Raw genomic sequence first — 14,044 nt, forward strand, 5'->3', positions numbered from 1 at the left:
AAAGCGGCGCCGCTGGTGCGCTGTCGCGGCGTGCAGCCCTGACGCGCCTGGGCCTGGGGGCGGCGGCGATTTATGCTGCGCCGACCGTGACCCGGATCGACCAGGCGCGTGCGGCCGCGCCCAGCCACAGCTGCCCGCCCGGCGCTCCGGGCTGTGGCGGCGGACCACCGCGCCGCCCCTAGACACGTGGCGTTCAGGCGTGCCCATCGCGGCGCGCCGGCGGGGGCCAGCAGGAGGCGCAACAGCGGGTTGCGCCTTTTTCTTTGTCCTTGCCAGTTGCAAGCGACGGCCGCCTGCATCGCTCTCCGCCGGACCGCCATGGGCCGGTTCGACCGTCGGTTGAGCGCCGCCGGCACTTCGGTTGCCGCGCCGGCAGGCTTCGGTGTAGTCATGCGCGGCCATGGTCTTCCGCTGCCACGCGCGGCAGGGCGGGCACAGAATACCGGAATGACTCGCCAGAGCCGCTTCCCTTTGCATTACATTCTTCCCGCGGAAGAATCTGAGCGGACAAGGTCTGACCAATGATCATCGAGACGCGGCGTCTGGCATTCACCGACGACAGTCTGATCGATGCGGTCACGGTCGCGCTGGGGTCCGGCGTGATCAAGGGGCCGCGGGTGCCGGTGGTCCGCTACGAAATCCCCGACGTGGAAGGGGTGATGCTGCGGGTGATGCTGAAGCAGCCGCCGCCGCTGGGGCCGCAGCCGATGGATCTGACCATGGCCCAGGTGGCGGCGATCCTGATCAATTATTGCCGCTTCCGCCGGATCCCGGTGCCGCGCGCCGGCAAGAAGAAGCTGGCCGCCCAGGGCAATGCCATCATCCTGTCGATCACCCAGGAACTCGATACGCGCAAGGCGGCATGAGCCCTCCGCATGGCTTGCCATGCACCGATTGCACCTGCGTCCCGGCTTCCGGCATAGTCGCGCGACCGGACCGTGCAAGCGGCCGCCCGGCGCCCGGCGCCGGCATGCGAGGGAAGGGAAATGGCGTGAGCGAGAGTGCGATACCGACGGTCCTGATCGACAATGACAGAGCCAGGGTGACGGAATGGCGGTTCCCGCCCGGTGCGGCCACCGGCTGGCATCGCCACGACTATGACTATGTGGTGGTGCCGCAGACCACGGGCCCGCTGAAGCTCGTCGGCCCCGGCGGGGAAGAGAGCGAGGCCCAGCTCACCACCGGCCAGCCCTATTTCCGCAATGTCGGCGTCGAGCATGACGTCATCAATCCGAACCCGTTCGAGTTCGTCTTCGTCGAGGTCGAGCTGAAATAGCGCCATGGCGCCCGCCTTGCCGGGCGGGCGGAGACCGGCGGAAAGCTCTGCCGGAAGCGCGGCCGATGGCCTGACGCAATGCCGTCCGGTCCGCCGGCCAGCGGGAGGAAAGAACGCCCGAATGCCCCAGATCCTCCCCGTGGCGGCCTGCAGGCCGCCAGGGCGCCGCGTGGTGCGGCAGGACCGGCCCTTCCGCCCGGCATCGCGACCCGGCGGCTGTGATGCCGGCATGGCCATGCTGCAGGCTGTCCGATGACCACCGGACTTGACGGGCTCGGCATCTACCGGTCCCCGCATCGCGGCATCTTCTACGGTTGGTTCGTCGTACTCGGGTCCTTCGTCCTGATGACGGCGGCATTCGGCTGTGCCTACAGCTTCACCACATTCTTCGATTCCCTGCAGAGCGAGTTCGGCGCCACCCGGGCAGAGACCTCGCTGATCTTCTCGATCGCCACGGCGGGCTTTTTCGGGCTGGGCATGCTCAGCGGCCCGCTCTCCGATTCCGTCGGGCCGCGGGTGGTCACCGGCTTCGGCGTGGTGGTGATCGCCGCGGGCCTCTGCCTGGCCGCATTTTCCGGCACCCTGTGGCAGCTTTTCCTGGCGATCGGCGTCGGCCTCGGCATCGGGGTCGGCTTCGTCTATGTGCCGGCCGTGGCCGCCGTGCAGCCCTGGTTCGAGAAGCGTCGGGGCATCGCCTCCGGCCTTGCCGTGTCGGGCATCGGCGTCGGCACCCTGGTGGTGCCGCCGATCGCGGCCTGGCTGATCGAATGGGGCGGCTGGCGGGTGACCTATTTGGGTCTGGCCGGCGCCGCCCTGGTGGTCGGCCTGCTGGCGGCCATGCTGATGGAGAACCGGCCGGACCGGCGCGGCCTCTCGCCCGATACCGCGCGCCCCCTGCCGCCGCCGCGGCGCGCTGCGGGCGACGGGGATGAGGAGGATCCCGCACGCGCCGCGCCTGCCCTGCCGCCGGTGGACCTGACGGTGCGCCAGGCCGTGCGGACCAGCCCCTACTGGTTCATGTACCTGGCAGCATTCCTGCTCTCCGTCGGGCTGTTCATCCCCTATGTCCATATCGTGCCGGCGGTGCAGGACATGGGCTTCGACAAGGATGTCGGGGTGCAGGTGCTGCAGATGATCGCCATCGGCAGCATTGCCGGCCGGTTCCTGGTCGGCTTCGTCGCCGACCTCGTCGGCCGCCGGGTCGGCTATGCGGGCACCTATATCGCGACGGGCCTGTCCTTCCTGGTCTGGCTGTTCGCGCAGGAACCCTGGCAGCTCTATGTCTTCGCGCTGATGTTCGGAACCGGATATGGCGCCTTCGTCGCCCTGTCCCCGGCCATGGCCGCCGACTATTTCGGCGGTCGCCGCATCAGCAGCATCCTGGGCTGGCTCTATTCCTCGGTGACCTTCGCCGTGCTGCTGGGGCCGCCGCTCGCCGGGCTCGCCTATGACATCCTGACCAGCTACAAGCTGCCGCTGATCGCCGCTGCAGTGGCGAGCGGCTTCGGGGCGGTGATGATCCTGCTGCTGCCGGATCCCGCGAAGTGGCGCGCGGCATGGCGGGAAGCCGTCACATCCCCCGCTGCCGGATCCCCCGCTGCCGGATCCCCCGCTGCCGGATCCCCCGCTGCCGCATCCCCCGCTGCCGCGCCGTCCGGCCCGGAGCCGGCCCCGCTGGCCCTGCCCGCGCTGCCGCCGCCACACACGGCGGCCGATGTCCCGGCCACTGACGGCATGCCGGCCGACGGCCTGCGCCGCGGCAGGTTCAGGTCCTGACGAATTCCGCGACCTGGATCAGGCCCATCGGCGGATAGATCCCCAGCGCATCCGCCACGGTGACATTCACCAGCAGCGAGAAATGGGCCAGCGCATCGATCGGCAGCTGCGACGGCTCGGCACCATGCAGCAGGATCTGCTCCGCCTTGTAGCCGGCGGCGGTCCCCTGATCGGCGCGGCGGCTCACCAGCCCGACAAGGGCGCCGGGGGCGGTCTGGAAGCAGACCTCCTCGGTGGAGAAGCTGGGCAGTCCGGCGTCGAGCGCGGCGGCCGTGACGATCGGCCCGAGCCGGGCGGCGATGAAGGTATCCGGGCCGATATAGAGGAATTCGGCACCGTCGCGGGCCAGCCCGCGGACCATGTCCGCCACCGGCTCCGCCTGCGGCAGGCCGTCGGCGTCCAGCGGCACGGGGACGGCGATCAGGTCCAGGCCCCGGTCCGCCATCAGGGATCCCAGCGCCTTCACAGTCAGGGCGGAGTTCAGTTCCGCCGGATTGTAGACGGTGCCGATGGTGCTGACGGGGCGGTAGGCCAGGATCGTCTCGACCTGGCGGTCCAAAGGGGGGATATGGCTGGACCCGGTAACATTGTCGCGCACCGGCGGGTCGCCAGGCCCGACGATGCCGGCCGCGATCGGCTCCGCGACGGTGGTGAAGACGATGGGGATGTCCTCTACGAAGCCGCTGTCGCTGCCGGCATCGAACCGGCCGGCGATGCCAAGGGTCGTGGGTGTACCGGTGGTGTAGATCAGGTCGGGCCGGTCCGCCTTCAGCCGCTCCAGGATGGCAGGCAGGCGGCTGGGGTCGTCGCCGGTGCTGTAGACGTCGAATGTGACCTGCAGGCCCAGATGCAGAAGGTATTGCCGGAACGCCGCTTCCTGGATCCCCTCCCGTCCCGGCAGCACCATCGCGATCCGCACCGGAAGATGCTGTTCGGCGATCGGTACCTGTCCGGCAGTAGCGGTTCGCCCCGTGGCCCCTGTCTGGCCCCCGGTCACTGCCTGCGCCAGGGCCTTTGCCTGCGCCGGCAGCGCGCCAGCCATCAGGACCGACGCCAGCACGGCTCGCCGCGACAGCCGGGTCATGCCGGCGGCTTTCCGCCGGCGGCATCCGGTGCGGTCGCCGGCCCCCGCCGCAGGACCATGGCGGTCATGTCGTCGGACTGCTCGGCACCGGCGACGAATGCCTCCACATGAGCCAGGACGCTCCGCAGCACCTCCTCCGCCGTCCCCGTCACCGGCAGGGCGGCATGCAGGCGCTGCACGCCGAAGTCGCTGCCATCCCCGGCGAACGCCTCGGTGATGCCGTCGGTGTACATCAGCAGGCAGTCCCCCTCCGCCAGCTCGACCTCGGCCTCCTGGTAGGCGGCGCCCGGAATTACCGCCAGGGCGATCCCCCCGGTCGAGGGCAGTTCCGCCGTGGTGCCGTCGCGCCGGCGCAGCAGGGGCGGATTGTGGCCGCCATTGGCATAGGACAGCCGCCATGTGGACCGGTCGAGGATGCCATAGAACAGGGTGACGAACATCATCTCCTCGTTCTCGGCCGCAAGCAGCTCGTTCACCCGTGCCAGGCAGGTGCCGGGCGACATGCCGAACAGCGCGGTCGCCCGCAGCAATGTCCGGGCGATCAGCATGAAGAAGGCCGCCGGCACCCCCTTGCCGGACACGTCCGCGACCACGAAGCCGACACGCCGCTCGTCGATCTCGAAGAAGTCGTAGAAGTCGCCGCCCACCTCGCGCGCGGGGATCATGTTGGCGGCGACCTCGAAGCCGCCCTCGGGCGGCATGCCGGCCGGCAGGATCGAGAGCTGGATGTTGCGCGCGATCTCCAGCTCCTGCTCCAGGGCGATCAGCCGTGTCTTGTGCTCCAGCGCGTCCCGCAGTTCGCGCACCAGTTCCTCCAGCTTCACCTGCTGGTCCCGGACCCGCTCGCTCATCTGGCGGAAGGCGACGGCCAGCAGGCCCAGCTCCCGCGCCAGGGTGTCGCCGGTCTCGCCGTGCCGGCCGTCCGGCTCGACGATGCTGGCCAGGTCGGCGAGCACCGCCTGCCGGGCCTCGCTCTCCAGGGTGGCGGCCAATGTCTCCATCTGGCGCCGGATGAAGGCCTGCTGGCGGCGTTGCTGCCGCCGCAGGGTCTTGTCCACCCGCCGCAGTTCCAGCAGGCGGGCGCGGAACACTTCGATCGCCATGGCGATGCGGCCGACCTCGTCCCTGCGATCCGTTGTCAGGCCCAGGCTGGTATCGCCGCGGGCAAGGCGGTCCAGGACCGTCACGGCGGCGTCCAGCGGTTCGAAGGCGCGGCGGAGATAGCCGTAGAGCAGCCAGACCATCAGCGAACCGATGACGATGGAGACCACAAGGGTGGCGAGGTTCATAAGGTCGCGGCGCAGGGCGAACACGGTGACGTCGCGCATCGAATGCAGCCAGGCCGACACCTCCCCGTCGACCCGGTGAACGGGAAAGCTCGTGATCTCGTAGCTGCGCGTGCCATAGCTCACGATGCGGTCGCCGGGGCTGTTGGTATCGATCTTTTCCAGCAGGACCGGCCAGAGGTCCTGGTTGAGCGGATCGCTCAGGATCTCCTTGCTGCCGGGAGCGGTGAGGACTGCATCCCGGCCGAGCTGGTAGCGCAGGCTGCTGATCCCCTCGTCCAGAGGGATCCCGAACACCACGGCACCGCTGATGCGGTGGCTGAGATCGGGATCTTCCGCACGCTGCGCCCAGCGGGATTCCGTCAGCAGTTCGGAATCCCTGGCGGGGATCGGCAGGATGAACAGCAGGCGGTACTCGCCGCTGGGGAAGCGGTGCAGGCCGTGCAGTGAGACGCCGAAGCGCAGCACATTGGTGGCTGGCCAGCCGGTGATCAGCGGCGTCTCCTGGCCGGTGCCTTCGCGGTACAGGACGGCGCCGTTGCTGCCGATCACCTCCACCGTCGAGACCGGGACATAGCGGCGCAGGGTCTCGAGCTTCTCCTTCACCGCCCCGGCGACCCGGGCGCTGTCCAGGCTGGAGACTGCATCCTGCATGGCATGGTCTTCGATCAGGATGTCGGCGATGTCGTTCAGGCGCAGCGACAGCATGTTCAGGGTGGCGCTCCAATGGCGCTCCTGATGTTCCAGCAGCTGATGGACATAGCCATCGCTCAGCAGCCGCAGCCGCTCGCTGCCGACGATATAGATGCCGGCGCCCAGCAGCACCATCGTCACCAGCACGAAGGCGGCGATACGGTTCTTCAGGGTGATGGCCCGCCGGATCATGGCTTTGACTGCAGTCTGGCGGCGATCATCGGCAGGGCGGCGGCGGCGATCCAGGCTTCCAGCGTGTCGGCGACCATCGACGGGCCGCTGACGGACCAGATTGCGGCGGCGCAGATGCCGGCAGCGACGTGGACGAGCAGGCGCGGCATCTCGTGCCAGGTGGCGCTGACGGTGTTGCCGGTGATGCCGACCGGCCCGCCATCGCCTCCCTCCCCCGACGGCGGCTGACGGACGGTGGCGCCGAGGAGGAAGCCCAGAAGCAGGGCGTTCGGCAGGATCCAGACGGCGCCCGGGACATCGTCGGCCTGCAGCAGGAACGGCATCACCGCGCTGACCAGCATCACGATCGCCATCGCGACACAGCCGCCAGACAGCAGGCCGCGCACCAGCATCCGGTGGCGCTGTGCAAGGACATACCCGCCCAGGCCGCCGGCAAGCAGGCTGGCGACCATCACGATGCCAGAGATTGCCCCCGGCCAGTTGCCGAACGTCACGGCGGCCAGGAAGGCCAGCATCATTGCCGGCACGCGCATCTCGGCCCCGAACCTGATGTCGGCGAGGTCAAGGCCGCTCTCCACCCGGAACGGCCGCAGCGCCGGCCGCTGCAGGCGTTCGATCGCCCGGGCGACCGCCGGGTCGTCGGCGGCGGCGCGCGCCTCGCCGGCAAAGGCTTCGAACTGGGCGTTGCGTTCCTCCAGGCTCAGCACCTCGTTGTTCCAGAGCCGCAGCAGGCCGTGCAGCTCCGGATGCACCTCTCGCAGTGGCATGGTGTGGAAGCGGCCGGCGGCGGCCTCGGCGAACAGGAAATCGAGCTGCCGGATCGGCCGGAACAGGAACCGTCGGCAAAGGTCGTACAGGATCGGCAGGCCCAGCAGGAACAGCACCGCCATCATAGAGGCGAGCATGAAGTATTCCGGCGTCACGGTCGGCGCCTGGATCGCCGGTTCCACGCCGAACAGCAATGTGGCATCGCCGTCCTGTGTCTCCACCGCGATCCGGTTGATCGCGACGCCCCCTGTGCGTCGCTCGATCGGGCGGTCCGCCGTATCGTCCCCTGGCCCCAGCGCAAGTCTGGCCAGCCGCCCGACAAGCGACTTGCGGCTGTCCTGGGGGCCGCTGAAATGCATCACCTCGCCCTTGGGGGATATCAGGGCAAAGAAGCGGATGCTCGGATATTGCGCGCGCAGCTCGGCAAGATGCTTTTCCAGGCCGGGGATCCGGTCCAGCGGGATGCCGGCCTGCGCCGCGCGGCCCAGCTCGGTGGCAAGGTCGCCGGCGACGGCGCTGGCCTGGCGGATCTGGGAGTCGTTGCCGATCTCGATCCGCGTGACACGGGTCAGACCGCCCAGGAGCAGCGGCGGCAGCATCATCAGCACCACCGCGAAGCCGACCAGCGGCCAGAGGATGCGCCGTCGTTCCGCCGCCGTCACGATGTCCGGTCCGCTGCCATGGCGGCGTCCGTCCCCGATGCGGCGTCGCTTGCCGATCTGGATCTGCCGCTGGATTCCGCCTTCGCCAACGCGGCCGGGCCTTCGGTGTCCAGCAGGATCACCCGGCGCTCCAGATCGCCCAGAAGCCGCTCCGCCTCCCGGTAGCCGCCGCGCGCGGCCTGCAGGCACTCGATCATCCGCACTTGAAGGCTGGCCAGTTCGCCGGGATCGGCGTGGTCCCAGTAGGGATCGCCGCGGCCGGCGAGGGCGTTCGGGAATCGCGGCTGCTCGCCCTGACCGATGGCGCGCAGGGCGGATGCCACGATGCCGATGCTCCGGGTCGCCGGATGCAGCATCAGCCAAGCCCCGGCAAGGATTACCGGGGCCAGGACCAGCACCAGGATCAGCGCGCCCCGCAGGAGCAGGGCGATCAGCCGCTCCACATCCGGGGCCAGGCGGTCGTTCGGCACCTTGATCACGATCTCGCTCAGCGGCGAGTTCGGATCGAGCTTCAGGCCGACCCTGATCACGATCCCGTCCGGTGTCTGCCGGATTTCCGGCGCCTCGGGCGGCGGCGCGCTGGCCGCCATCGCCGGGCTCAGAAGGCCGCCCGTCTCGCCGCGTCCGGCGGACAGCAGGACGGTGCCGTTGCGGCCCAGAACGGAGACCATGTCGATGTCGGGGTCGCGCGCCACAGCCGCGTCCAGGACGCCCTGCAGGCTCGCCGGCCCGCGGAGCGAGGCGCCAAGCCGGACATTGCGCTCCACCGTGTCCCGCAGGAACCCTGCCAGGACGACCAGGCGGGCGCGGGTCGCCGCCTCCACGGCGGCTTGCGCATTCAGCGCTATGACATAGCAGGAGGATGCCGCGCTCAGCGCCAGCAGCACCAGGATGAAGACGGCGATGCGTGTCCGGATCCTTCCGCCCATCGCTGCTGTCGCCCCGCACCTGTCCAGGAAGTGCCGGCCGTGCCGCCGTCGGGGAGGGAAAGCGGCTTGCGTCCGGCACGATCTTCCTACCGTTACGGCGATCTGCTATGCAAGCTGTCGGTGGTCAGAACCGTTCGGCGGAATGCGACAGAGTTTCCGGAATATGCAGATCAGCGAGTCGCGGCAGGGCAACGTGATGATCCTGGAGATCAGCGGCCGGCTGGACACGGAAGCGACAAAGCCGTTCGAGATTTCCGTGCTGCAGCATCTCGACGAGGGCGAGGAGATGCTGGTCCTGGACATGGGCGGCGTCGACTACATCAACAGTTCCTGCCTGCGGGTGGTGCTGATGGCCGCCAAGCGGCTGCACAGCGCGCATGGCCGGCTGGCCCTTTGTGCCCTGGGCGACACGATCCGCGAGGTGTTCGACGTCAGCGGCTTCTCGCGGATCCTGGAAATCCATCCCTCGCGCTCCCGCGCCGTCGCCTCGATGCACTGAGGGGATGCGGGCCGCGGGGGCCCCGGAAGGGCCTGCAGGGGCCGGCTTCCGGGCACAGCAGGGGAAGGAGACGGGAAGATGAGCAGCACCCTGGAAGACGTTCGCGAGACGGCCGCCCACGACACCGTCGGCGAGGGCCATGCCGGCTTCACGGACATGGCGAAGAGCACCCGCGCGGACTGGGAGGTCATCGGCGCCCATTTCAAGCAGCTCGCGGCCGGCCTGCCCGATCGCGTCCTGGGGGAACTGGGGAAGCTCGCCGGCGATTATGGCGGCATGCGGATCGACCGCCTGCAGCACAGCCTGCAGACCGCGACCCGGGCGCACCGGGACGGCCGCGACGAGGAATATGTCGTCTGCGCCCTGCTGCACGACATGGGCGACCTGCTGGGCACCTACAACCATCCCGACATCGCCGCCGCCGTGCTGAAGCCCTTCGTGTCGGAGCAGAACCACTGGATCGTGGAGAAGCACGGCATCTTCCAGGGCTACTACTTCTTCCACCATATCGGCCTGGACCGGAACATGCGGGAGCAGTTCCGCGGCCATCCCTGGTTCGCGGCAACCGCGGAATTCTGCGAGAAGTACGACAGCCCGGCCTTCGACCCGGAGGCGGAGATCATGCCGTTGTCCGCATTCGAGCCGATGGTACGGCGGCTGTTCGCGGCGCCGCGGAACTCGATCTACCTGGATGCAATGCGGGAGAAGGCCTGAAGACAGGCGCCGGGAACGGCGGGGTCCGGAAAGGCACGCCGCGGGGGCGGTGCCCTAACGGCCCTTTCCGGCGCCGCCGAGTTCCTGCGCGACCTCGTCGATGTCCGCTGCGTTGCTGTCCTTCGCGGATATCAGCAGGGACCGGATCATGGCCTGTTCCTGCGGCTGCATCCGCGCAATCATCTCCTCCCGCTGCTTTTCCGGCAGCGCGCGGAGGAAGGCAACCAGCTTGGTAGCGCTCATGCCGCTCGGGTCCTTCGGCTTGTCGATCCCATCGAGTGTATCGCCGGGAGCCCCGGCTGCGAAGCCCGCCCTCCGGACGAGGGAGGCGGGGCGGAGCCCCGCGCTGCGGCGCCTGCACGGAGAGGACGAAGATGGCCGGGACTGAGGGCGGCAGGACGGAGGCAGAGACGGCGGCGGGAGCAAAGCCTTCGCCTGCGCCGTCTGCGGACGTCTCCCCCCCGCCGCTACCCGAGCCGCGCGTCTCGGTGGTGCTCGACGAACGCAGCTTCGCCCGTCCCGGAGGCTTGTCCGGCATCGCGCCGCTGGCCCATTTGTGCCTCGTCGGCACGCCGGAGGGGCTGCTGCGGATCGAGGCGGGCTATGCCGATCCGGCGTCGGGTGCCGATCCGCTGTTCGCGGTGATCCATCGCGACGAGGCGGAGACCCTGTTCCGGCTGATGGTCGACGCCTATTTCCGCGGTCTTGACGAGGTCGTGGCCGAGGAACTGGTGGCCCTGCGGCTGCGCTTCGGCGTCACCGGCTTCGAGATCTCGGTGCGCCGCGACGGCGAGGAGCGGGCCCTCAGTTGCCCCCCCTCGGCGATGATGCGGGTCGCCCATGGCCTGGGCCGCGTGCTCGACCGGATGGCCGCAGCCGACCCGCAGCCGGCCGATACAGGGCCGGGGGAGGGCGGCGCGCCGCCCGCTCAGCCGTAGGGCTTCTCCGCATGGCGCAGCCGGCGTATCAGGCTTGAGGTGTCCCAGCGGCCGCCGCCCATGCGCTGCACCTCGCCGTAGAACTGGTCGACCAGGGCGGTCAGCGGCAGCGGCACGCCGCGGCGCGAGCCCTCGCCCAGCGCGATGCCCAGATCCTTGCGCATCCAGTTGACCGCGAAGCCGAAGTCGAACTTGTCCTCGATCATCGTCTTGTGGCGGTTGTCCAGCTGCCAGGACTGGGCGGCGCCCTTGCCGATGACATCCGCCACCTGCATCGGGTCCAGGCCGGCCCGCTGCGCGAAGTTCATGCCCTCCGCCAGGCCCTGGACGATGCCGGCAATGCAGATCTGGTTGACCATCTTGGTCAGCTGGCCGGCGCCGGCCGCGCCCATCAGGGTCACCGCCTTGCCATAGGCGTCCATCACCGGCCTCGCCTTGTCGAACACCGCCTGCTCGCCGCCGCACATCACGGTCAGGGCGCCGTTCTCGGCACCGGCCTGGCCGCCGGACACGGGCGCGTCGATGAAATGCAGGCCGGCGGCCTGGGCGATGCCGTCCAGTTCCATCGCCAGGTCGGCCGAGGCGGTGGTGTGATCGACGAAGACCGAGCCCCCGGCCATGCCGGCGAAGGCGCCGTCGTCGCCCAGGGTGACCGTCCGCACATCGTCGTCATTGCCGACACAGGCGAAGACATATTCCGCGCCATCGGCGGCAGCGGCCGGCGTGGCGGCATGGCGGCCGCCATGCTGCTTCACCCAGGCCTCCGCCTTCTCCGTCGTGCGGTTGTAGACCGTGACCTCATGGCCGGCCGAGGCCAGGTGACCGGCCATCGGATAGCCCATCACACCCAGGCCAAGGAACGCGACGCGTTTCGACATATTATTTCCCCCATGATGAGCCGGACCGGCCGACGCTAGCACGCAGCCGGCGGGGGACAAACCGGCGAGGCAGGCGCTGCCGGCGGCGGCTCCGGGGCGCCGCATCGGGCGTCGCACAATCGGAAACAGCACAGGGACGGACGGATGGACGACATCATCGACGGGGCGGACGCCTTCCAGGCGCGGGCGCTGGACCTTGCCGTGGTCTATGGCAGCAACCTGCTGGCGGCCCTGCTCATCCTGGTGGCCGGCATCGTCATCGCCGGCTGGGCGCGGGGCAAGGTAGCCTGGCTGCTGCGCCGCAGCGGCCGGGTGGATTCGACCCTGGAAGGTTTCCTGTCGGGTCTGGCGCGCTATGGCGTGCTGGCGCTGACTGCGTTGATCGTCCTCTCGCAGTTCGGCGTGGAGACGGCCAGCCTGCTTGCGGTCCTGGCCTCTGCCGGCCTGGCGATCGGCCTGGCGCTGCAGGGCACGCTCAGCCATGTGGCGGCCGGTGTGATGCTGCTGTTCCTGCGGCCGTTCCGGGTGGGGGAGTATATCGATGCCGGCGGCACCGCGGGCACGGTGCAGGGAATCGACCTGTTCGCCACGGAAATGCGGTCCTTCGACGGCATCCAGACGGTGGTGCCGAACGGCCGGATCTGGGGCCAGGTGCTGAAGAACTATTCCCGTTCGCCGACCCGTCGCGCGGATGTCACCATCGGCATCGACTATGACGCGGATCTGGACCGTGCGATGGCGGTGATGCGCGACATGGTGGCTGCCGACGGCCGCATCCTGGCCGATCCCGCGCCGCAGGTCTTCGTCGGCGCGCTGGGCGACAGCGCCGTCGCCCTGACCGCCCGCTTCTGGGTGGCGAGCGGCGATCTCCTGGCGGTGCAGTGGGACCTCACCAAGGGCCTGAAGGAGGCCTTCGACCGGACCGGCATCGGCATCCCGTTCCCGACCCGCACGATCCATCATGTCGGTGCGCCTTCGGAAGCTGCCGCCCCGGCGGGACCTGTGCCGCAGCCGCGCGACGGCGGGCCGGCCTAGAGCGTTCCCATCTTTGGTAGAAGCGTTGTCGTTCTCGGGCTTGACCCGAAAACCCATTCCGCAACCTGATCAGCAGCCGGGAGGCTGGCGGAATGGAACCCCGATCAAGTCGGGGATGACGATTGGGTATGTGGCGCCGCTTCCATCTGTTCCGGGAACCCTCTAGCGGCTGCCGCCCGGATCGGTCCCCGAGCCGCCGCGTTGCGGTGCCGCTTCCTGGCCCGGTGTCAGCGGCTCGCTGCTGCGCAGGGCGACGATCTCCGTCCGCGCCTCCGCCGACGCCACGGTCTGCAGCCCGCCATCGCCGTCGCGCAGCAGCTTGAAGATCCCGGTATAGGGACCGGGCGGAAAGGCGTCGCCCGGGCGCCGGCGGCCGGCGAAGATGAAGGACATCACCTTGTTGCCGTCCAGCGGCTCGGTGCGGGAACGGGCGACCACTTCGCCGTCCGGCCCGCGGATCTCGATGTCCTGGATATCGCCGGCCCGCAGCCCGTAGGTCCGTACCCAGAAGACCAGCAGCGGTGCCCAGGCGGAGGTGGCCGGGATGCCGCTGCTGTCACGGCGCAGGTCGTCCTGGCTCAGCTCCCGGTCGGCAAATCCGGCCGCGATGACGCCGGTCGCGCTGTAGGGGACGTCATCGCGCCACAGGGTGGCCGGCAGGGCCGTGCCCCGGCCGGCTTCCGGTTCGCAGGCCGCGCCCATCGGCCGCCCGTCCATCGGGTCGATGGTCTGGCCATCGTGGCGCAGCTCGAAATGCACATGGGGGAAGGCGGCCTGGCCGGACTCGCCAACCTGTCCCAGCGGGTCGCCCGCCTTCACCCGGGCGCCGGGCTGCACGATCAGGCTGTCCTTGCGCAGGTGGCAGTACTGGGTTTCCCAGCCGCCGCCATGGTCGATCACAAGGCCGTTGCCGCATTGCCGGCCGGCCACGTCCGGGGTGCCGGGCGCGCCGTAGCGGGCGTCTTCCATCCCGTCGCGCACCCGCAGGACCACGCCGTCGGCGGCGGCCAGGACGGGAATGCCGCGGGCAATGCTGTCCTCGTCGATCAGTGCGATGTCGGTGCCCTTGTGCCCGTCATAGCCCAGATGCTGGCAGGCGACGTCCTGCCAGCCCGGGCCGGGATCGCGGTCGACATAGTTCTGGATGTAGCAGTCGCTGCCCAGGGTGCAGCCGACGGGGAAGGACAGCCAGGGGCCGGTGCCGTCCTGGCCGGCCGCGGGACCGGCCAGCAGCGCGACGGCGAGCAGCCCTGCGGCGAGGCGGGCGGCCCGGCGCGGGAGCCCGGCCGAAGCACCTGTCCGCGGGCCCGTCAT

The 14,044-nt window shown here is 69.7% G+C and carries 14 protein-coding genes; 7 read left to right on the forward strand and 7 right to left on the reverse strand.

The window, feature by feature from the left end; all coding sequences use genetic code 11:
• Positions 1–521: 521 nt before the first annotated feature.
• The 3 genes from ACFOGJ_RS24400 to ACFOGJ_RS24410 all read left to right on the forward strand — a co-directional run bounded on the left by ACFOGJ_RS24400 (position 522) and on the right by ACFOGJ_RS24410 (position 3,052).
• Entirely contained in the window at positions 522–866 is a 345-nt protein-coding gene (locus tag ACFOGJ_RS24400; RefSeq protein ID WP_379905564.1) for a hypothetical protein, read from the forward strand.
• Positions 867–991: 125 nt separating this feature from the next.
• On the forward strand, positions 992–1,276 hold the full coding sequence (locus tag ACFOGJ_RS24405; RefSeq protein ID WP_379905565.1) for a cupin domain-containing protein: 285 nt from the start codon (positions 992–994) through the stop codon (positions 1,274–1,276).
• A 252-nt stretch (positions 1,277–1,528) separates the two neighbouring features.
• Entirely contained in the window at positions 1,529–3,052 is a 1,524-nt protein-coding gene (locus tag ACFOGJ_RS24410; RefSeq protein WP_379905567.1) for an MCT family MFS transporter, read from the forward strand.
• Here ACFOGJ_RS24410 and ACFOGJ_RS24415 read toward each other — a convergent pair.
• The 4 genes from ACFOGJ_RS24415 to ACFOGJ_RS24430 are packed head-to-tail and all read right to left on the reverse strand — an operon-like array spanning position 3,042 to position 8,666.
• Positions 3,042–4,136 (reverse strand): ABC transporter substrate-binding protein, encoded by a 1,095-nt coding sequence (locus ACFOGJ_RS24415; protein WP_379905569.1) that lies wholly within the window; start codon positions 4,134–4,136, stop codon positions 3,042–3,044. The two genes, ACFOGJ_RS24410 and ACFOGJ_RS24415, sit on opposite strands and share 11 nt — an antisense overlap.
• Positions 4,133–6,307: a SpoIIE family protein phosphatase gene (locus ACFOGJ_RS24420; RefSeq protein WP_379905571.1), complete on the reverse strand. Its 2,175-nt coding sequence runs from the start codon at positions 6,305–6,307 to the stop codon at positions 4,133–4,135. Before ACFOGJ_RS24420 ends, ACFOGJ_RS24415 begins: the two co-directional genes overlap by 4 nt.
• Entirely contained in the window at positions 6,304–7,737 is a 1,434-nt protein-coding gene (locus tag ACFOGJ_RS24425) for a hypothetical protein (RefSeq protein WP_379905573.1), read from the reverse strand. The genes ACFOGJ_RS24420 and ACFOGJ_RS24425 overlap by 4 nt, the downstream gene beginning before the upstream one ends.
• Positions 7,734–8,666, reverse strand: coding sequence for a hypothetical protein (locus ACFOGJ_RS24430; RefSeq protein WP_379905575.1), 933 nt, complete (start codon positions 8,664–8,666; stop codon positions 7,734–7,736). Before ACFOGJ_RS24430 ends, ACFOGJ_RS24425 begins: the two co-directional genes overlap by 4 nt.
• A gap of 163 nt (positions 8,667–8,829) precedes the next feature.
• Between ACFOGJ_RS24430 and ACFOGJ_RS24435 the strand changes: the two genes are divergently transcribed.
• Positions 8,830–9,165 carry an STAS domain-containing protein gene (locus tag ACFOGJ_RS24435; protein ID WP_379905576.1) on the forward strand — a complete coding sequence of 112 codons (336 nt, stop codon included), beginning with the start codon at positions 8,830–8,832 and terminating at the stop codon, positions 9,163–9,165.
• A gap of 78 nt (positions 9,166–9,243) precedes the next feature.
• Positions 9,244–9,879, forward strand: a complete 636-nt coding sequence (locus tag ACFOGJ_RS24440) for an HD domain-containing protein (RefSeq protein WP_379905577.1) — start codon at positions 9,244–9,246, stop codon at positions 9,877–9,879.
• Between the two features lie 54 nt (positions 9,880–9,933).
• On the opposite strand, the gene ACFOGJ_RS24445 is transcribed toward ACFOGJ_RS24440, so the two are convergent.
• Positions 9,934–10,122 carry a hypothetical protein gene (locus tag ACFOGJ_RS24445; protein ID WP_379905579.1) on the reverse strand — a complete coding sequence of 63 codons (189 nt, stop codon included), beginning with the start codon at positions 10,120–10,122 and terminating at the stop codon, positions 9,934–9,936.
• 131 nt (positions 10,123–10,253) lie between these two features.
• Between ACFOGJ_RS24445 and ACFOGJ_RS24450 the strand changes: the two genes are divergently transcribed.
• Complete coding sequence (locus ACFOGJ_RS24450; RefSeq protein WP_379905580.1) at positions 10,254–10,817, forward strand: hypothetical protein; 564 nt, start codon at positions 10,254–10,256, stop codon at positions 10,815–10,817.
• Here ACFOGJ_RS24450 and ACFOGJ_RS24455 read toward each other — a convergent pair.
• Positions 10,808–11,695, reverse strand: a complete 888-nt coding sequence (locus ACFOGJ_RS24455) for an NAD(P)-dependent oxidoreductase (protein WP_379905582.1) — start codon at positions 11,693–11,695, stop codon at positions 10,808–10,810. The genes ACFOGJ_RS24450 and ACFOGJ_RS24455 overlap by 10 nt on opposite strands.
• Before the next feature lie 144 nt (positions 11,696–11,839).
• Here ACFOGJ_RS24455 and ACFOGJ_RS24460 point away from each other — a divergent pair, with 144 nt between their 5' ends.
• Positions 11,840–12,730 (forward strand): mechanosensitive ion channel family protein, encoded by an 891-nt coding sequence (locus ACFOGJ_RS24460; protein WP_379905584.1) that lies wholly within the window; start codon positions 11,840–11,842, stop codon positions 12,728–12,730.
• 162 nt (positions 12,731–12,892) lie between these two features.
• Here the strand turns inward: ACFOGJ_RS24460 and ACFOGJ_RS24465 are convergent, their stop codons facing one another.
• A complete protein-coding gene (locus ACFOGJ_RS24465) occupies positions 12,893–14,044 on the reverse strand; it encodes a M23 family metallopeptidase (RefSeq protein WP_379905585.1) in 1,152 nt (383 codons plus the stop codon).

Origin of the sequence: Marinibaculum pumilum (assembly GCF_042646425.1) — a bacterium.
In the GTDB taxonomy this organism is placed as follows: Bacteria; Pseudomonadota; Alphaproteobacteria; order Ferrovibrionales; family Ferrovibrionaceae; genus Marinibaculum; species Marinibaculum pumilum.